General features: G+C 44.6%; 23 protein-coding genes. 13 read left to right on the top strand and 10 right to left on the bottom strand.

The window, feature by feature from the left end:
• The first annotated feature begins 10 nt into the window (after positions 1-10).
• The 5 genes from EEX84_RS09435 to EEX84_RS09415 all read left to right on the top strand — a co-directional run bounded on the left by EEX84_RS09435 (position 11) and on the right by EEX84_RS09415 (position 2,865).
• Positions 11-124: a methionine/alanine import family NSS transporter small subunit gene (locus EEX84_RS09435; RefSeq protein WP_123165391.1), complete on the top strand. Its 114-nt coding sequence runs from the start codon at positions 11-13 to the stop codon at positions 122-124.
• Between the two features lie 176 nt (positions 125-300).
• On the top strand, positions 301-1,224 hold the full coding sequence (lipA, locus tag EEX84_RS09430; protein ID WP_123165390.1) for a lipoyl synthase: 924 nt from the start codon (positions 301-303) through the stop codon (positions 1,222-1,224).
• A 15-nt stretch (positions 1,225-1,239) separates the two neighbouring features.
• Positions 1,240-1,575 (top strand): YutD family protein, encoded by a 336-nt coding sequence (locus EEX84_RS09425; RefSeq protein ID WP_123165542.1) that lies wholly within the window; start codon positions 1,240-1,242, stop codon positions 1,573-1,575.
• Positions 1,576-1,655: 80 nt separating this feature from the next.
• Positions 1,656-2,114 (top strand): type VII toxin-antitoxin system HepT family RNase toxin, encoded by a 459-nt coding sequence (gene hepT / locus EEX84_RS09420; RefSeq protein WP_123165389.1) that lies wholly within the window; start codon positions 1,656-1,658, stop codon positions 2,112-2,114.
• Complete coding sequence (locus EEX84_RS09415; protein WP_123165388.1) at positions 2,101-2,865, top strand: TIGR01457 family HAD-type hydrolase; 765 nt, start codon at positions 2,101-2,103, stop codon at positions 2,863-2,865. The genes hepT and EEX84_RS09415 overlap by 14 nt, the downstream gene beginning before the upstream one ends.
• A gap of 36 nt (positions 2,866-2,901) precedes the next feature.
• Here EEX84_RS09415 and EEX84_RS09410 read toward each other — a convergent pair whose 3' ends face one another.
• A complete protein-coding gene (locus tag EEX84_RS09410; RefSeq protein ID WP_123165387.1) occupies positions 2,902-3,138 on the bottom strand; it encodes a YuzB family protein in 237 nt (78 codons plus the stop codon).
• Between the two features lie 148 nt (positions 3,139-3,286).
• Between EEX84_RS09410 and EEX84_RS09405 the strand changes: the two genes are divergently transcribed.
• Positions 3,287-4,354, top strand: coding sequence for an NAD(P)/FAD-dependent oxidoreductase (locus EEX84_RS09405; protein ID WP_123165386.1), 1,068 nt, complete (start codon positions 3,287-3,289; stop codon positions 4,352-4,354).
• 153 nt (positions 4,355-4,507) lie between these two features.
• Positions 4,508-4,903 carry a hypothetical protein gene (locus EEX84_RS09400; RefSeq protein ID WP_123165385.1) on the top strand — a complete coding sequence of 132 codons (396 nt, stop codon included), beginning with the start codon at positions 4,508-4,510 and terminating at the stop codon, positions 4,901-4,903.
• Positions 4,904-4,965: 62 nt separating this feature from the next.
• On the opposite strand, the gene EEX84_RS09395 is transcribed toward EEX84_RS09400, so the two are convergent.
• Positions 4,966-5,289 carry a YuzD family protein gene (locus EEX84_RS09395; RefSeq protein WP_123165384.1) on the bottom strand — a complete coding sequence of 108 codons (324 nt, stop codon included), beginning with the start codon at positions 5,287-5,289 and terminating at the stop codon, positions 4,966-4,968.
• An 84-nt stretch (positions 5,290-5,373) separates the two neighbouring features.
• Between EEX84_RS09395 and EEX84_RS09390 the strand changes: the two genes are divergently transcribed.
• The 5 genes from EEX84_RS09390 to EEX84_RS09375 all read left to right on the top strand — a co-directional run bounded on the left by EEX84_RS09390 (position 5,374) and on the right by EEX84_RS09375 (position 8,413).
• Positions 5,374-5,610, top strand: a complete 237-nt coding sequence (locus EEX84_RS09390; protein ID WP_123165383.1) for a NifU family protein — start codon at positions 5,374-5,376, stop codon at positions 5,608-5,610.
• 117 nt (positions 5,611-5,727) lie between these two features.
• Complete coding sequence (locus tag EEX84_RS09385) at positions 5,728-6,090, top strand: HesB/IscA family protein (protein WP_123165382.1); 363 nt, start codon at positions 5,728-5,730, stop codon at positions 6,088-6,090.
• Positions 6,091-6,284: 194 nt separating this feature from the next.
• Positions 6,285-7,499, top strand: coding sequence for an NAD(P)/FAD-dependent oxidoreductase (locus tag EEX84_RS09380; protein WP_123165541.1), 1,215 nt, complete (start codon positions 6,285-6,287; stop codon positions 7,497-7,499).
• Between the two features lie 236 nt (positions 7,500-7,735).
• Positions 7,736-7,861, top strand: a complete 126-nt coding sequence (locus EEX84_RS16515; protein ID WP_158599107.1) for a YuiA family protein — start codon at positions 7,736-7,738, stop codon at positions 7,859-7,861.
• Positions 7,862-8,083: 222 nt separating this feature from the next.
• On the top strand, positions 8,084-8,413 hold the full coding sequence (locus tag EEX84_RS09375) for a YuiB family protein (protein WP_123165381.1): 330 nt from the start codon (positions 8,084-8,086) through the stop codon (positions 8,411-8,413).
• Positions 8,414-8,486: 73 nt separating this feature from the next.
• On the opposite strand, the gene EEX84_RS09370 is transcribed toward EEX84_RS09375, so the two are convergent.
• Positions 8,487-8,963, bottom strand: a complete 477-nt coding sequence (locus tag EEX84_RS09370; protein WP_123165380.1) for a divergent PAP2 family protein — start codon at positions 8,961-8,963, stop codon at positions 8,487-8,489.
• A gap of 148 nt (positions 8,964-9,111) precedes the next feature.
• On the opposite strand from EEX84_RS09370, the gene EEX84_RS09365 reads away from it, so the two are divergent.
• Positions 9,112-10,605: a leucyl aminopeptidase gene (locus EEX84_RS09365; protein ID WP_123165379.1), complete on the top strand. Its 1,494-nt coding sequence runs from the start codon at positions 9,112-9,114 to the stop codon at positions 10,603-10,605.
• Between the two features lie 50 nt (positions 10,606-10,655).
• On the opposite strand, the gene mnhG is transcribed toward EEX84_RS09365, so the two are convergent.
• From mnhG to EEX84_RS09330, 7 genes are read right to left on the bottom strand one after another with little or no spacing between them, the layout of a single operon-like run.
• Positions 10,656-11,054 carry a monovalent cation/H(+) antiporter subunit G gene (gene mnhG / locus EEX84_RS09360; protein ID WP_240033954.1) on the bottom strand — a complete coding sequence of 133 codons (399 nt, stop codon included), beginning with the start codon at positions 11,052-11,054 and terminating at the stop codon, positions 10,656-10,658.
• On the bottom strand, positions 11,002-11,283 hold the full coding sequence (locus EEX84_RS09355; protein ID WP_123165378.1) for a Na(+)/H(+) antiporter subunit F1: 282 nt from the start codon (positions 11,281-11,283) through the stop codon (positions 11,002-11,004). The genes mnhG and EEX84_RS09355 overlap by 53 nt, the downstream gene beginning before the upstream one ends.
• Positions 11,280-11,759: a Na+/H+ antiporter subunit E gene (locus tag EEX84_RS09350; protein ID WP_123165377.1), complete on the bottom strand. Its 480-nt coding sequence runs from the start codon at positions 11,757-11,759 to the stop codon at positions 11,280-11,282. The genes EEX84_RS09355 and EEX84_RS09350 overlap by 4 nt, the downstream gene beginning before the upstream one ends.
• Positions 11,760-11,765: 6 nt before the next feature.
• Entirely contained in the window at positions 11,766-13,247 is a 1,482-nt protein-coding gene (locus EEX84_RS09345; protein WP_123165376.1) for a Na+/H+ antiporter subunit D, read from the bottom strand.
• Positions 13,240-13,587 carry a Na(+)/H(+) antiporter subunit C gene (locus EEX84_RS09340; protein WP_123165375.1) on the bottom strand — a complete coding sequence of 116 codons (348 nt, stop codon included), beginning with the start codon at positions 13,585-13,587 and terminating at the stop codon, positions 13,240-13,242. Before EEX84_RS09340 ends, EEX84_RS09345 begins: the two co-directional genes overlap by 8 nt.
• Entirely contained in the window at positions 13,587-14,009 is a 423-nt protein-coding gene (locus EEX84_RS09335) for a Na(+)/H(+) antiporter subunit B (protein WP_123165374.1), read from the bottom strand. Before EEX84_RS09335 ends, EEX84_RS09340 begins: the two co-directional genes overlap by 1 nt.
• Positions 13,996-16,410, bottom strand: a complete 2,415-nt coding sequence (locus EEX84_RS09330) for a Na+/H+ antiporter subunit A (protein WP_123165373.1) — start codon at positions 16,408-16,410, stop codon at positions 13,996-13,998. The genes EEX84_RS09335 and EEX84_RS09330 overlap by 14 nt, the downstream gene beginning before the upstream one ends.
• Positions 16,411-16,435 lie beyond the last annotated feature (25 nt).

Raw genomic sequence — 16,435 nt, 5'->3', positions numbered from 1 at the left:
GGTTCACCATATGACAGGCAGTGCGATTGTAGTCATGATCATCGGCATGTTGATCATTTGGGGCGGTTTGGCAGCAAGTATTATTAACGCAGTTCGAAAAGGAAAACAACGAAAAGCTGCATGAAGAAAGAGGCAGTCCAATAAAATATACGCAAAAACCCGGGGATAGTTTGTTTCCGGGTTTTTTGTTGCCTGAAAACACCGCAGCTGGAAAGTTGCCTTGTGACTCCCATTTCTTTGTGGTACATTTGATATGGTATTTACTACATACATAAAACCAAACAGAATGGGATGATGAGCATGTCGACAAAACAGGAACATCTAAGAAAACCCGATTGGTTAAAGATTAAATTGAACACAAATGACAACTACACCGATTTGAAAAAGATGATGCGGGAAAATAATTTGAACACCGTGTGCGAAGAAGCGAAATGCCCGAACATTCATGAATGCTGGGGAACGCGCAGAACAGCCACTTTTATGATTCTGGGAGCGGTCTGTACAAGAGCATGCCGTTTTTGCGCAGTAAAAACCGGATTGCCGAACGAATTGGATTGGGATGAGCCGGAACGTGTAGCAAAATCTGTTCAATTGATGAATTTGAAACACGCTGTCATCACGGCAGTGGCAAGAGACGATTTGAAAGATGGAGGCGCAGCGGTTTTCGCGGAAACCATCCGGGCGATCAAACGGGCAAATCCATTTACGACAATAGAAGTTCTGCCATCAGACATGGGTGGAGTATATGAGAACCTGGAAATGCTGATGGATGCCAAGCCGGATATTCTGAATCATAACATCGAGACGGTCCGTCGCCTGACTCCGAGAGTCAGAGCACGTGCAAAGTATGACCGTTCACTCGAATTGTTGAAGCGCTCAAAAGAACTGCAGCCGGAAATCCCTACCAAGTCATCACTGATGATCGGTCTTGGGGAAACGAAAGAAGAAATTATCGAAGTCATGGATGATTTACGTGCCCACGATGTCGACATTATGACAATCGGCCAGTATCTGCAGCCGTCAAAAAAGCATTTGAAAGTGTTGAAATACTACTCACCGGCAGAGTTCAATGAGTTGCGGGAAATCGCAATGACAAAAGGATTCTCGCATTGTGAGGCCGGTCCTTTGGTACGGAGCAGTTACCACGCCGATGAGCAGGTAAATGCAGCCGCGAAGGAGCGTCAACGACTGGGAGAAGAACAAAACGCTGTTTCCAACAGCTGATGGATGGTGAGAAATTTGATTACACTAGATCAATGGAATTACGAAGTGATAATCAATTACCGGGATGGTCTTCAGGAAGAAGCCCTGGCTAGCCGGTATAGTGAAATCCTCGGAAAATATGATTATATATTAGGCGATTGGGGATATGGCCAGTTGCGGCTCAAGGGCTTTTTTGAAGACACAAACCACAAAGCCACCTATGATACCAAAATAAGTACGTTACAGGATTATTTGTATGAGTACTGCAATTTCGGCTGTGCCTACTTTGTGATAAAGAAAGTCGGAAAAGTGTCTCAGAAGACAGAAACAATAGAAAAAACAGAAGAAACAACCCCCGAAGCGGATACATGAGCGCGGGGGTTTTTCCCTGCCTCTATGGTATGATAGAAGTGAAAAAATCATTAGAACAAGGCATTATTGGAGGGTAAATCATGTATTTTATTGACCGGTCAAAAATAACAGAAACCACCACTTATATGAAGTCGTTAATGGAGGCGTACGAGAGCCAGCAGGAATGGGCTGGTATTACAGAGCAATTGGCATTGGAACGTTTGGTGCATAACATTGTTGAATCGATCATTGACGTGGGAAATTCCATGATAGATGGTTTTATCATGCGTGATCCGGGAAGTTATGAAGATATAATCGATATTTTGACAGATGAACAAGTAATCGATGCGGAAATGGACAAACCGTTGAAAGAAGTAATCGGGTTGCGGAAGATGCTGGTCCGTGAGTTTACGAAGGTTGACCATGGAAAACTGATAACAGTGATTGACAGGAATAAGACGGCTTTGCAAAAATTTGGGCCGAAAGTGGAACATTATTTGGAGCACGAACTTGGACCTGTTTCAGCATTTATGCCGGAGAAGAAAAATGAAAACATATAAAGCTTATTGTGTAGATTTGGATGGGACAGTGTATCGGGGAACAGAACCCATTTCTTCAGCGGTTTCATTTGTCCGGCGGTTGCAGCAAAAAAATACTGAGCCTTTTTTTGTGACAAATAATGCTTCGATGACACAGCTGCAGTTAAAGCAAAAACTGGCCCGTTTCGGCGTTTCTGCGCAACTGCCCCGCATCATGTCATCGGCCATTGCCGCAGCAAAATACATCAAGAGATGGTATCCGGGCAAATCGGTGTATATGATCGGTTCAGAAGGTTTGGAACAGGCATTGGTGCAGGAAGGCATCGAACGGGTCGGAAAAGATGCAGATATTGTACTGATGGGAATCGATCCGTCCATCAATTATGAGAAATTGGCCCAGGCTTGCCTCGACATCCGCAATGGCGCAGTCTTTTTATCGACCAACCGGGATTTGGCGTTTCCTTCCGAAAGAGGCTTATTGCCAGGAAATGGTGCGTTTACTACATTGGTTGCCGCATCCACCGGTGTGGATCCAGTCTATATTGGAAAGCCTGAGATGCATATGCTGGAAGCAATTTCCCACGAGTTCGGATACGACAAAAGCGAAATGGTGATGATCGGAGATAATTACGAAACCGACATACTGGCCGGCCTGAATTTTGGAGTGGACACCGTTCATGTCAACACGGGCGTCACACCGATGGAAAAGGTGCTGGAAAAAGAACAGCAGCCTACTTATATAGTAGAAGATCTATCTTTCTTGAAAGTTTAAAGTCGGACAAAATAAAAAAAGCCGTTTGGCAACGGCTTAAAACAATGGGTTTTCTTCTATAAACTGATACACTTTCTGCGTCAGTTCTTCTGGGCTGTCAGCTTCTACAATTTCGCCGTTGACCAGGGCATATAATGATTCTGCACATTTCGTGCAGTAACTTAAACAACCATATTCCAGAACATCCAGGTTTGGGTCCCGTTCCAGTTTTTCAAAAGATTCTTGTGAACCATTTGCGATATTGCTGATGCAAAATTCAACAATCGGATTCATTTAAATCACCTCGCTACTAAGAAATCCTACCTTTTTTACCGGCGAGAGTCAATTATTTGATTTCAGCAGAAAACATTGTGAAAGTCCTCACAATCAGCTATACTCATATTTGAGAAAGCAGCAGACAGAAGAGTTAAAGGAGATATTTATGAAAAAATTAGTCTTACTTGGTGGCGGATATGGCAATATGCGGATACTGCTCCGTTTATTGCCCAATAACTTCCCTCAGGACATGGAAATTACCTTGATTGATCGGACCCCTTTTCACAGTATGAAAACCGAATTTTATGCATTGGCGGCCGGCACGGAATCCGATCAGGATGTACGCGTGCCTTTTCCTGAGCATGAACGTTTGAACGTGGTTAATGGGGAGATCATGGAAATCGATTTGGAAGAAAAATGCGTCTTGCTCGAAGATGGCCAGCGGGTGCCCTATGACGATTTGGTGATTGGCTTGGGCTGTGAAGACAAATACCATAATGTGCCGGGAGCGGATGAATATACGTACAGCATCCAAACAATCGGTAATTCGCGCAAGACATACCAGGCATTGCTGAGTCTTCCTTCAGGGGCGGTAGTCGGTGTTGTCGGTGCAGGTCTCAGCGGGATTGAGCTCGCAAGTGAATTGCGGGAAAGCCGGAAAGATTTGAATATCAAGCTGTTTGACCGCAGTCCGCGGATTCTGCGTGACTTTCCGGAACGGTTGAGTAATTTCGTGAAAAAGTGGTTTGATAACAACAATGTAGATGTGATTCCAAGCTCGAACATCACCAAAGTGGAACCGAATCTTCTATATAATCACGAAGAGACGATTCCGGTCGATGCAGTGGTGTGGACAGCCGGAATCCAGCCGGTGAAACCGGTATTGGATTTAGGCCTTGAAAGCGATGGCAGCGGACGAGTGGTCATCAATCAATACCATCAATTGCCGAATGACGAGAATGTCTATGTGGTAGGAGACTGTGCTGCTTTGCCAATGGCTCCTTCTGCGCAATTGGCCGAAGAGCAGGCAGAACAAATCGTCAAAGTGCTCAGAACAAAGTGGAAAGGCGAAGCATTGCCTGAAACCATGCCGGAGATCAAACTGAAAGGATTTCTTGGCTCACTCGGCAAGAAACAGGGCTTTGCTTATTTGGCGGATCGTACAGTCACCGGGCGTATTGCACGTTTGATGAAGTCGGGTGTCTTATGGATGTACAAATGGCATAATGGGTAAGAAAAGATGCTGTCAATACAGGGAATACCTGCTTGGCAGCTTTTTTTGTTAAGGGCCATTCATTTTGAAAAAATTTTGTGCAAGGAAAAGGCAATAGAGGAATTCCTTTTTCTTTATCGAAATTGTCTATAGTGAGAGGCAGGTGAACTCATTTTGTTGGAATCATTGCTGACGCAAAAAGTGAAAGACCGGATCACCAGCAGGAAAATTACAGATGCTGAAGGCGTGTTCACTTTTTTTACGGACCGTTTCAGGGACTTGACGAATGATATCAATGCAATGGATGAGGAAGTGGTCCACGTCATTAAGCTGGAAAAAGAAAAAGTAAGGTTTTTTGAACTGTTTGAATACAAACTGGAGCTGAAAATCGAAGAGGGATTTATTGCGGTCTTAAAAGGAGTCGCAGATAAAAGAGAGCTGATTGGAAAAGTATCGTTCAAGGATGGATACTCCATCGCCACTTTTGAAGGGGAAGAGGAAGAATATCTTTTGACGTACGATGCAGTCGACCGTTTTTTTGACAGAGTTTTTAAGCCGTTGCTTGATTAATAGGAAGCTGCAGAAAAGAAACCGGATTGGCACAATAAAAAAACGCTCAAATTGAGCGCTTTTTACTGCGAAGCAAATCCGTGTTTTTCAAGTTCTTTGTAAACGGGCTTTAACTGAACGTACCCTTCACCGACAATTTCTCCTTCGACGGTGACCAGTGGATAAAACAGTTCATCGTCCAGTATTTTTTGGACGTATTCTTTTTGGTGCTCTTCCGATTGTGGTTTCTCAATATCCACATAAGTAATTGAAAATGGCTGGTCTTTGTATTTGCGTGAAATCGCAGCTTCCAACCATTCGTAAGTATCGATGGAGGAAGGTGCGTTTACACAGCTCGCACAGACGGCATCAGCGCCATAAACTTCGATTGAGATTTCTTTCGGCATAAAGATAAGCCCCCCTTTAAATTCATTAGTGGATTTTTCCGCTCATTCACATTATAATGATTATAATGAAAGGAGTCGATATAAATGACTGAAGCTTTGATGGAAGATCAAGTAATGGAAGTCTTAGATAAATTACGTCCATTCCTTTTGCGTGACGGAGGGGACTGTGAACTTGTGGATGTAGAAGACGGTATTGTAAAACTCCGTCTACTCGGTGCATGCGGCAGCTGCCCAAGCTCAACAATTACATTAAAAGCAGGAATTGAACGCGCGTTAGTGGAAGAAGTTCCTGGCGTTGTGGAAGTAGAACAAGTATTTTAAAGCCAAGGGACCTTTTACAGGTCCCTTTTTCTGTAGAGTAAGCGCCTTTGGAAAGTTGAAGAACTTGAAAAATGATGGAAAAGATTGCTATGATAAAAAGACAGGAGGGTGATATGGATGACACAAGTTGTGGAAATTACAGAAGCGGCATCATACCAGGTAAAAGAAATGATGCGTCATAACGAAGAGGAAGATTCCTATTTGCGTGTAGCCGTTAACGGAGGCGGTTGCAGCGGCTTGACGTATGGCATGGGCTTTGAAAAGGAAAAAAGCCCGGAAGACGATGAATACGAACAATTTGGAATTCCGATTTTGATCGCCAGAGAAGATGCACCTATTCTTCAAGGAACTGTGGTGGATTATAAGCAATCATTGATGGGTGGAGGCTTCACGATCAATAACCCGAATGCCATCGCTTCATGCGGCTGTGGAACATCATTCCGGACGGCAAAGAAAACGGGCACACCGGAAAATTGCTGATATGATTGCCGATTCAAAAACCTTTCCTGCAAGTGGATTTGCGGAAAGGTTTTTTCAATACTCCTTATTTTTATTCAGTTGAAATCGAGGTATAAAAGGGCTAATATAGAAGGTAGGAGTTTATCGGAAGCACTAGGGGCATAAAAGCCGCATGATCCGATTAAAAAAATGACTTGAAGGTGGTTGCGATTGTGTTGAAAAGACCGTCAATATTAGTATTAGGAGCAGGATATGGTGGATTGGCTACTGTAGTGAACTTGCAGAAAGTTCTAGGCACAGATGCAGCCGACATCACTTTGATCAACAAAAACGAATACCATTACGAAAGTACTTGGCTTCATGAAGCAGCGGCAGGGACAATGTTGCCGGAACAGGTGCGTTATGATATCAAAGACGTAATTGATGGTGTGAAAGTGAAATTTGTTCAAGCGACTGTTGAGGCAATTGACGTCACTGGCAAGAAGGTTTCGACGGACAACGGAGACTTTACATATGATTACATTGTTATCGCTCTTGGCTTTGAAGGCGAAACGTTCGGTATCGAAGGTCTTGATAAATACGCTTTATCAATCGCCAATGTCACAGCGGCCAGATATATTCGCGAACACATTGAATATCAATTTGCAACATGGTCTTCCGAGGAAGTAAAAGACGACAGCCGTTTGACAATCGTGGTTGGCGGAGCCGGCTTTACTGGTATCGAATTTCTTGGAGAGCTTGCAAACCGTGTACCGGAATTGTGCAAAGAATTTGATGTGCCGCGCGAAAAAGTCCGCGTCGTTTGTGTTGAAGCTGCACCGATGGTTCTTCCTGGATTTGATCCGGAATTGGTCAATTACGCAGTGGGGAACCTGGAAGCGAAAGGAATCGAATTCTCGATTGGCACACCGGTTGTGGAAGCCACTCCTGAAGGGGTCAATATTAAAAAAGGCGATGACGAATTTGAATTCATCAAAGCCGGTACAGTGGTTTGGGCAGCAGGTGTTCGGGGCAGCAAACTGATTGAATCGACGCCAATCGAAAACATGCGTGCACGTGTGAAAGTGGAAAAAGACCTTCGTGCTCCTGGGTTTGAAGATGTCTTCATCGTTGGTGACTGTGCTTTGATGATCAACGAAGAGACAAACCGCCCATTCCCTCCAACGGCGCAAATCGCTATGCAACAAGGGGAAGCGGCAGCGAAAAACATCAGTGCCTTGATCAAAGGTGAAGAAACACACGCTTTTGAACCGGACCTAAAAGGGACTGTTTGCTCATTAGGTGAAGACGATGCAATCGGCGTGGTATTCGGCAGAAAAGTGACGGGCAAAAGAGCTTCTTTCATGAAAAAAATGATTGATAACCGTGCTTTGTATATGATCGGCGGACCATCGCTTGTTATGAAAAAAGGAAAGTTCAACGTTCTATAAGACAGACAAGTTTGGGCTTGTAAACTGCACTGAAACGATTAGACATTTGTCTACCCGTGGAAGTGCAGTTTTTTTGGCGTTGTGCGGATTCTCTTATTCGTTCAAAATTGACGAAAAAGTGAACAATTTAAAAAAATATAATTGTAATCGTTTACATAAAGCATTTTTACTTGTGTGGTGAAAACATACATGATATATTATCAGAATATTACAAACAACAGGAGGAGGTGTTTCGAATGACAATCTTCAAAAAGTCTAAACCCGCAAACCAATGCCCTTATTGCTCAGGTCAAGGATATTTTCAATTACGACTTGGCGGCTCAGAAACGTGCTCCTGCTGTTCAGGATCCGGAAAAAAATAAACGATAACAGAAAAACGCTTATGGAAGTTAAACCCATAAGCGTTTTTTTTATTTGGTTGCGCGGCTGAAAACACGCCGCTTCGCCAGAGTGTCTTACGCCAGTCGGGCCTTGCTCGATCGCCTCCGCTATTCTGTGACAAAGCGATGAATTCTCTTTGCTGTCGTTGAAAGCGCAGGGGTTTTCGGTTAAACTGATGAAGGGAATATCGGAGGTTAGAAACCATGGACAGTTCATTAACAATCGTGCAATTAATTATTTCGATGTTGTTATTTTTTGTCATGTTTTTCGGCATCGGCTTTTTATTGAATATGCTTCTTCGAATGACATGGCTCATGGCGATCGTTTATCCGATTGTCGTATTGCTGATTATTGACGATATCGGCTTTTTTGATTATTTTACAGATCCGGGTAACTCATTCTCCCTGTTATGGGATTCATTGCAGTCTCTGACAGGCAGTGATATTGCGGTATTGGCTGCCGGCATGGCAGGCGCGATTACTTCAGGGATTGTCATGAAAATTCTGCGTAAAATGGGTTACCGCATGTTTTAGAATAAGCACATGGAAAACCGCCGGGACGGGCTGACTGTTCCGGTGGTTTTTCATTGGTCATTTTAGTTTTGTCTTAATTGTAAATGGCATAAAAAACAAAAGAAATGGCGATTCCGGTCAAAGCGCCCATGAACACCTCACTGGGCTTATGGCCAAGAAGCGTTTTCAAATCTTCTATTCGTTCTTCTTCCTTCATTTTCGTCCATTTTCTTGTTTCGTCCATAAAAATATATAAATCATTCCGTAATTTATTGATGGTCAATGCCTGCTGTCCGGCTTGGAACCGGACTCCAGTCGCATCGTACATCGTGATAACAGCAAACATAGCGGCAATCGCAAATATAGTGGAATCGACACCATATTCCAAACCGACAGATGTTGTCAACGCTGTCACGGCCGCGGAATGTGAACTTGGCATGCCACCCGTGGAAGTGAACAGTTTCCAGTCCAATTGACGTATCACCATATACTGAATCGGAATTTTAACAAATTGAGCAAAAAGGATAGCAAAGAGGGCCGCCATCAGCGGCAAGTTAGAAAAAATAGCCATCAAGTAACAACCTTTCGAAAAAATATGTGTTCATATTATATCATAAAGCGTTTCACTGCCATCGCATTATTTCATTTCGTCCTGCGAACTACTGAAAGAAAGGATTCCGTGCTAAACTGAATGTATTACTTAATTAGGAGGAATTTGAATGGAATTTACAGTACAGGCTGACGCCAAAAATGCAGAAGCTGATATTTTAGTGGTTGGTTTGAGCCGCCATCCGGAAAACAGCAAAGGGTGGGAATCTTTTGCAGAACGTTTTGACGGCAGACTGGAAGCGTGGACGAAGCAGGACCTGTCTTTTGATTTAAAAAACCTACTTACATATCCGACACTCAAAGGAACGATTTCCCGGGTGTTATTCGTTGGGCTGGACGACCGCAAAAAATTGACGGAGGAAGACCTGCGCTTGTCTTTTGGACAGGTAGGGAAAGAGCTTAAAAAGAAAAAAATGCAGAGCGTCGCCATTTACTTGGATTCTTTCTTGAATGAAAACATCACTTCAGAAGATGCAGCTTATCTTGCGGCAGAAGGAATCACGATGGGTTCCTACCAGTTCGATGACTACAAGACGACATCCAATGAAGCCGATATTGCAATTGAATCGCTGCATTTTTTGACTGAAGACGATCCGGAAGATATTCGGGCTTCGGCTTTTATCGGAAAAGTGTTTGCAGATTCTGTCAATGAAGCACGGACACTTGTCAATATGCCCGGCAATATCCTGACTGCCTCCGCCATGGCAGAGTATGCAAAAGAATTAGCTGCAGAACAAGGCTTTGAAGCGGATATACTGGGGAAATCGGAACTTGAAGAGCTCGGCATGGGAGCTTTGCTTGCCGTCAACAAAGGCTCTGTAGAGGAACCCCGCCTGATTGTCTTGAAATATAAAGCGACAGAAGGATTTGAAGATCCGTTGGCGCTTGTTGGAAAAGGAATCACCTTTGATACCGGCGGCTATTCCTTAAAGCCGAAAGACGGTATTGTCGGCATGAAAGGCGATATGGGAGGTGCGGCTGCGGTGCTGGGCGCCATGAGAGCCATTGGAGAATTGAAACCGGATAAAAACGTGGTGGCCGTAATCGCCTCTACTGATAATATGATATCCGGCAATGCATTTAAACCAGATGATGTCATCACTTCGCTCAGCGGCAAAACGATTGAAATTCTCAATACAGATGCGGAAGGGCGACTGGTGCTCGCTGACGCTGTCACTTACGCAAAACAGTTGGGAGCCACAAAGATCATCGACGTAGCGACATTGACAGGCGGTGTTATTGTGGCTCTGGGCAAAGACAAAACAGGAGCTTTGACCAACGACGAATCGTTTTTTGAGAGTTTTATGGAAGCTTCTTTGGAGACAGGAGAATTTGTCTGGAGACTTCCGTTTACGGAAAGCGACAAAAAACGAATCCGTAAAAGCGATGTAGCGGATTTGAACAACTCGCCGGGCCGTGATGGCCATATGATTTTTGGTGGCGGATTTGTAGGGGAATTTGCTGAAAATACACCATGGATCCATCTGGACATCGCCGGCACTTCCAATGCGGAGGCAGATCATGATCTGGGTCCAAAAGGCGGCACTGGTGCCATGGTGCGTACACTGGCGATGCTGGTGGAGAAAATGGCCGAAGAATCTTGATAACTAATAAACGAAAAACCTGCAAGCGATGATTTCGCTTGCAGGTTTTATTATTTCTCTTCTGCTTTTTTCTTTTTTATAGCGATTCCCATGTCATCCCGTACTGTTTCTTCGGCAACTTTGATGCCGGACATGTAAGAAGCACGCCCAATCAAGTGACCGCCGACGGGTGCGGTGATGAATAGGAACACAATAGCGATGATCGCCTGTGTATTAAAGACGTTTTCCACCAGCAAAAAATGGAGGAACGTGCCGACTAGCACACATAACACACCCAGTGTCGAACTTTTGGAGGCAGCGTGTGTACGCGTATAGACATCGGGCAAGCGCACAAGTCCGAGCGCTGTAACGGCGCTGAAGATGACTCCTGTGCTGATCAAAATAATTATGAGGGTGTTAACGATTATTGTCCCGATCGAAAATCGCTCCTCTCTCAATAAATTTCGCAAAAGCGACGGTTCCGATAAAAGAGAGGATGCTCAGTAACAGAATAATTTCCAGGAAGAATTCCGTTTCGATAATAAGCGACAACAAAGCCACAATCGAAACTAGCGAAATTCCGATGGCATCCAATGCAACCACACGGTCAGCGACTGTAGGACCTTTGACAAGCCGGAAGAGCAGGCCGGCAAAGGCGATACTGACAACGATCAACGATACCCAGTAAAACATCATCATGGCCGGCTCACCTCCAATATGGCGCGTTCAAAAGTGTTTTTAATTGATGAGACGGCATCCTCAATGTCTTCAAAATCGAGCGCGTGGATATAAAGTCTCTTCTGGTCATCGGAAATCCCCACGACCAGAGTACCCGGCGTTAAAGTGATCAGGGCGGAAAGGAGGGTGACTTCCCAGTCATGCTGCAATTCCGTTTCCAGTTCAAAAATCGCCGGTTTGATATTCATATTGGGTCTGACAACAATTTGCAGCACTTGAATGCTTGATAGGAAAAGCTCTTTCAAAAACAGCAGGATCAAAGATATAACAGCCCATGCGCGGGATGTGTAAAGGCGGTAAGAAAAAAATCGGCGCATTAAAACGATTATCCCCAAACCGACCAGATAACCCACGATAAAGCCAGTCGGAGTAAAAGACACTGTCATGAACATCCAGACCAGGGCTAAAAAGAAATTCAATAAGATTTGCAAAGCCATCGACATCTACTCCTTTAATACTGCATCAATATAGATGGATGGATTCAGTAGCACTTCACCCGCACCTGATATGAACGGCATGAAGAGTTCCGCACCGACTCCGAAGAACACTGTAATGGCTACCAGCACCACTGTCGGAGTAAACATCTGATAATAAGATGATTTTTTGAGTGGAACGGTTTCGACCGGTTCTCCCCAAAAAGCGTAAATGAAAATACGGACGACGCTTAGCAAGACGATTAAACTCGTAGCCAAAATGACAATGCTTCCCCAGAACTGAGGACCTTCAAAGCCTCCCTGGACAATCAGCAATTTGCCGGGAAAACCACTGAGAGGAGGAATTCCTGCTAATCCGAATGCGGCCACAAGGTATGACCATCCAAGCACCGGATAGGTTTTGATCAAGCCGCCCATTTTTCGAAGATTCGTCGTACCGAATAGTACAGCAACAATCCCGACAAGGAAAAACAGCGCTGCTTTGATCAACATATCATGGATCAAATAGAAAATGGAGCCTTCGATTCCTGCTTCATTCATTTGCGAGACACCAAACAAAATGACGCCTACAGCAATGATGATGTTGTAGATGATGATTTTCTTGACATCAAAATAGGCGAGAGCGCCCACACACCCGGCCAGGATTGTCAAAATTGCGATGATTGCCAGCAATTCATGAGTAAATCCTATGTTCATTGTAAAGAACAACGTGTATGTACGCATGATGGCATAAACACCGACTTTTGTCAGCAATGCGCCAAACAACGCCAGAATCGGTACGGGCGGTGCATGGTATGAACCAGGCAGCCAAAAGTACAATGGAAAAATTGCGGCTTTAAAACCGAACACGACCAAAAACATGACAGCGATGACGGTTAAAATGCCCGTTGCTTCAATTTCCGGTATTTTGACTGCCAGATCAGCCATATTCAAGGTGCCCGTCACTGAATATAAAAAGGCGACTGCCGCCACGAACAAGGCTGAAGAAATGATATTGACCAAAAGGTACTTGATGGACTCGCGCAATTGCGGTTTTTCACCGCCATGGACGATTAATGCGTATGAAGCCATCAACAGCACTTCCACAAAAACAAACAAGTTGAAAATATCCCCGGTTGTAAAAGCTCCGTTGACACCGGTCATCAAGAACAGGACAGCCGGGTAATAATACGATTGCTCCCGTTTGATGCCGATGGTCGAATAACTGTATACGACCACAAACAAAGTGATCAGTGAAGAGCTCAGTACAAGCAGCACGGATAACATGTCGGAAACCATTGAAATACCGAAAGGTGCCGGCCAGCTTCCAAGTGTTACAGCCTGCACACCGTCCGATTGGACTTTGGCCAATAAAAACAATCCAGCGACAAACGTACTGGCAGCACCTATTACAGCGATCCAGCGCTGCATTTTCAGGTTTTTAGGGAAAATCATAAGAACAGTGGCAAAAATTAATGGAATGATGATCGGAAATAGAAGTAAATTACTCATGGTCTTCGGTTCCTCTCAGCAAATCCATATTGTCTGTCCCCAATTCCTGATAAGCCCGATAAGCCAGAACCAAAAAGAAGGAAGTAACCGCAAAGGAAATGACGATGGCGGTCAAAATCAAAGCCTGTGGCAATGGATCGGCATAATCAGCGACGCTTACACCGTCCGCCACTACAGGCGGTGCATCGCCGCTCAAGCCGCCCATTGTCAACAACAGTAAGTGGGCTCCGTGGCTCAAAAGGCCGGTGCCGATGATAATACGGATTAAACTTTTCGAAAGCATCAAGTAAACAGCTGCCATGAAAAGCAATCCAATGAGAACTGACATAATAATTTCCATTATTCATCCTCTCCAATCGTTTGAATAATGGTCATCGTGACTCCAACAACAACCAAATAAACTCCTGCATCGAACAGCATTGCTGAATGCAGGGAAGTTTCGCCAAGCAGCGGCAGATCAAAATAATCATAAGCGTGCGTGAAAAACGGAACATCAAACACGATGGAAGCAGCGGCTGTTCCTACTGCGAGCAACAAACCGACAGCTGTCATGACGACATAATTGATCGGCAATATTTTCCTCACCGTGTTCATGTCGAATGCAAGCATCAGCAAGACGATTGCACTGGTAGTCAGCAATCCGCCGACGAATCCACCACCTGGTGTATAATGCCCGGCAAAGAAAATGTGGACAGCAAACAGCAAGATGATGAACGTCACCACTTTTGTGGCAGTTTGCAGCATGACGTCATTTGTTCTCATGCTGTCCCTCCTTTTTGCTCAACCGCAGTTTGATCATCGTCAGGATACCGATGCCCGCAATACCAAGCACCGCAATTTCAAACAATGTATCAAACCCACGATAGTCTACTAAGATTACGTTTACAATATTACCGCCTCCAGCTTCCGAGTACACCGTTTCCTTGTAATATTCTGAAATTGAAGGCAATGCTTTCTGTGAATGGGCGGCCAGCGCGACAAAAGTCATCGTAACCCCCACACCCACCGCAATGATGGCGTTTCCGAAACGGAAGCGCATCCGTTCTTCTTTCCTGCTGATTTGCGGTAGATGATAAAAAGCGAGCAGGAACAATGCCACAGAAATCGTTTCGATGACAAGTTGAGTCAAAGCCAAGTCAGGTGCTCTGAAAATGACAAAGAACAATGCCACTGAATAACCGACTGCTCCCAGAGCGATAATGGCTGTCAGCCTTGATTTTGAGGCAAGAATCGTCACAGTGGCACCAAGTAAGGTCAGTACAATGACGATTTCGTAAAAACCAATGGGAGCCAAATTGGCAAAATCGATGGCAAATGCACCGTTCAGGACAAATGTTCCCAGCACAATGATAACCAGAAAGCTGAACATGTAAACGAGATACGAGCGGATAAATCCTGTCATGTACGTTTTTGAAAAACGATTGGCGCCGACATCTCCCAAAAACATCAAATTATCGTATAGACGGTTCAGCGTCAACGCGTCAGGGAAGACTTCATAACTGCGCTGCCACTTGCGGAGTGTCCAGAACATCAAACCACCTACCGCAAAAATACCAATTGTCATGTACAATTCTGTATTGAAACCATGCCAAGCCGCTACGTGGACATCCACTTCAGCTGGAGAATTGTAGAGGAATGGCTGAATGGCAGCGACAGCCGGTTTGACCAGCCAATCGCCAACGATATTTGGAATAAAGAAAATCAGGATAACGAGTACCGCCATGAATACAGGTGACACCAGCATGCCAGCAGGTGCTTCATGAGCCGGTTTCGGCAGCTGGTCAGGTTTATGTTTGCCTGCAAAAGTGTGGAACACAAAATAGAAACTGTAAATGAATGTAAACACAGAACCGATCCAAGCGATAACAGGGAATAGAATCCCCCAGGCATCCATTGAGAACAAATCAAATTCCGTTAACGTCAACATAGCGGTCAAAAATTGTTCCTTACTGAGAAAACCACCGAACAATGGAAGACCAGCCATTGAAAACGATCCAATCATGGCAACCGTGAAACTGATTGGCATCAAACTCATCAAACCGCCAAGTTTCCGGATGTCACGCGTACCGGTTTCGTGATCGACAATTCCAGCGACCATGAAAAGGCTTCCTTTAAAGACAGCATGATTGACCAAATGGAAGATCGCTGCAAAGCCTGCATACTTAAACGCTGTCTCTGCTGCATTTTCCACATGGAAACCAGCGGCCGATGCCCCGAGAAGGGACATGATCAACCCAAGCTGAGAAACGGTGGAAAAAGCGAGTATGCCTTTCAGGTCTTTCTGCTTCAGGGCGAAAAAAGATCCCCAGAACATGGTCAGCAAACCGATGCCAGCGACTAACCACAACCATGTTCCAGAGACTGCGAAAATAGGTGTGAAGCGAGCAACAAGGTAAAGACCTGCTTTTACCATGGTAGCTGAATGCAAGTACGCACTGACAGGGGTCGGTGCTTCCATGGCATCCGGCAACCAGATGTAAAATGGGAACTGGGCAGATTTCGTAAATGCTCCCAACAGTATGAGAACAAGCGCCCACATAAAGAAGTCGTGGTTTGCCAGTTCAGGTGATTGGGCAACCAGTTCCCGGATGGAATATGTATCGCCCATTATGCTGAGCAGCACAAATCCACCAAGCATCATCAATCCGCCAAAAACGGTAATCATCATGGATTTCAAAGCTCCAAACCTTGAACGGTCGCGGGTATACCAATAACCGATCAAAAGGAAAGAGGAGATCGATGTAAGTTCCCAAAACAAATACAGGGAAATCATATGGTCGGACTGGACAACTCCGAGCATGGCGCTCATGAAAATCAGCAAATAAACATAGAAATTATGTAATTGCTCCCGGTTTTTATCCAAATAGAAAATGGAATACAGCACGACCAATGCACCGATGCCTGTGATCAGCAATGTGAACAGCAGGCTCAAGCCATCAAGATAGGCGATGACCGCAATATCAAGAGATGGGATCCATTGAAATTCCGAGACAACGGTTCCACCTTCCATCGTTGTTGGCAGGATTGTTGCGTAATAAAGAAATAAAGCGACCGGGACGATTAGGACAAACCAACCCGTATGTATCTGGCCGATTTTTTTAAACAACAGCGGTATGAAGAGCGCTGCGATTATAGGCAAAAAAATCAAAAACACAAGTGACAAATGAATCCTCCTTCCATGCGTATAC

This window comes from Planococcus salinus (genome assembly GCF_003719725.1).
Lineage (GTDB): Bacteria > Bacillota > Bacilli > Bacillales_A > Planococcaceae > Planococcus > Planococcus salinus.
This window is presented reverse-complemented; position numbering and strand designations above follow the sequence as displayed.

Excerpts from the sequence above, each read along its gene's own strand:
- EEX84_RS09350 (WP_123165377.1), bottom strand. The coding sequence starts at position 11,759 with ATGGCTTTGCAAATCTTATTGAATTTCTTTTTAGCCCTGGTCTGGATG.
- EEX84_RS09375 (WP_123165381.1), top strand. The coding sequence starts at position 8,084 with ATGGACAGTTCATTAACAATCGTGCAATTAATTATTTCGATGTTGTTA.
- EEX84_RS09410 (WP_123165387.1), bottom strand. The coding sequence starts at position 3,138 with ATGAATCCGATTGTTGAATTTTGCATCAGCAATATCGCAAATGGTTCA.
- EEX84_RS09390 (WP_123165383.1), top strand. The coding sequence starts at position 5,374 with ATGACTGAAGCTTTGATGGAAGATCAAGTAATGGAAGTCTTAGATAAA.
- EEX84_RS09340 (WP_123165375.1), bottom strand. The coding sequence starts at position 13,587 with ATGGAAATTATTATGTCAGTTCTCATTGGATTGCTTTTCATGGCAGCT.
- hepT (WP_123165389.1), top strand. The coding sequence starts at position 1,656 with ATGTATTTTATTGACCGGTCAAAAATAACAGAAACCACCACTTATATG.
- EEX84_RS09335 (WP_123165374.1), bottom strand. The coding sequence starts at position 14,009 with ATGAGAACAAATGACGTCATGCTGCAAACTGCCACAAAAGTGGTGACG.
- EEX84_RS16515 (WP_158599107.1), top strand. The coding sequence starts at position 7,736 with ATGACAATCTTCAAAAAGTCTAAACCCGCAAACCAATGCCCTTATTGC.
- EEX84_RS09435 (WP_123165391.1), top strand. The coding sequence starts at position 11 with ATGACAGGCAGTGCGATTGTAGTCATGATCATCGGCATGTTGATCATT.
- EEX84_RS09405 (WP_123165386.1), top strand. The coding sequence starts at position 3,287 with ATGAAAAAATTAGTCTTACTTGGTGGCGGATATGGCAATATGCGGATA.
- EEX84_RS09370 (WP_123165380.1), bottom strand. The coding sequence starts at position 8,963 with ATGGCTATTTTTTCTAACTTGCCGCTGATGGCGGCCCTCTTTGCTATC.
- EEX84_RS09415 (WP_123165388.1), top strand. The coding sequence starts at position 2,101 with ATGAAAACATATAAAGCTTATTGTGTAGATTTGGATGGGACAGTGTAT.
- EEX84_RS09345 (WP_123165376.1), bottom strand. The coding sequence starts at position 13,247 with ATGAGTAATTTACTTCTATTTCCGATCATCATTCCATTAATTTTTGCC.
- EEX84_RS09365 (WP_123165379.1), top strand. The coding sequence starts at position 9,112 with ATGGAATTTACAGTACAGGCTGACGCCAAAAATGCAGAAGCTGATATT.
- EEX84_RS09395 (WP_123165384.1), bottom strand. The coding sequence starts at position 5,289 with ATGCCGAAAGAAATCTCAATCGAAGTTTATGGCGCTGATGCCGTCTGT.
- lipA (WP_123165390.1), top strand. The coding sequence starts at position 301 with ATGTCGACAAAACAGGAACATCTAAGAAAACCCGATTGGTTAAAGATT.
- EEX84_RS09385 (WP_123165382.1), top strand. The coding sequence starts at position 5,728 with ATGACACAAGTTGTGGAAATTACAGAAGCGGCATCATACCAGGTAAAA.
- EEX84_RS09355 (WP_123165378.1), bottom strand. The coding sequence starts at position 11,283 with ATGATGATGTTTTACTGGGTATCGTTGATCGTTGTCAGTATCGCCTTT.